At 52.7% G+C, this 637-nt stretch carries 1 protein-coding gene; it reads right to left on the reverse strand.

Annotated elements, in window-relative coordinates:
* Nucleotides 1–159: 159 nt before the first annotated feature.
* Nucleotides 160–637 (reverse strand): TRAM domain-containing protein (locus Q4563_RS15535; protein ID WP_303605098.1); only part of this gene is annotated, 478 nt, incomplete at its 5' end.

Here is a 637-nt window from a genome sequence, read left to right on the forward strand (position 1 = left end):
GGCGAATATGGCTGTCCAGATGGCCACTGAGATTGGCGAGTCGGGAGGCATCTTCCGGCTGCAGCTCCAGAGTCTGGACGGCAGGATCCGCAGTAAGTGCTGGAGCGCTGGGCGTATCGGTCAAAAAAATCTCCTGAAAATAAGCAAAAGCGTACTGGTCTAATACGCCTGGTCAGCATCGATGATGACACCACGCAGACTGTTCGGGTAGGCATCTTCAATCTGCACCCGGACGAATTTACCAATCAGGCTATGGTCTTCATAGTGGAAGTTGACGACACGGTTGTTTTCAGTACGTCCCTGCAGTTCACCGGGGTCTTTGCGGGAGACGCCGGTGACCAGAATGGTCTCTTCCCGGCCAACCATACGACGACTGATCAGCTGGGCATTTTGCAAAATACGGTCCTGCAGAATATGCAGACGTTCTTTCTTGATGCTCTCTGGTGTCTCGTCCGGTAACTCAGCCGCCGGTGTACCGGGGCGGGCGCTGTAAATAAAACTGAACGAAGTATCAAAACCAATGGTTTCGATCAGCTTCATGGTGTCTTCAAAGTCTGCCAGTGTTTCACCCGGGAAGCCGATAATAAAGTCGGAGGAAATGGAGATATCCGGACGCAGCTTGCGCAGTCGCTCAATC

The organism is Gilvimarinus sp. 1_MG-2023, assembly GCF_030548285.1.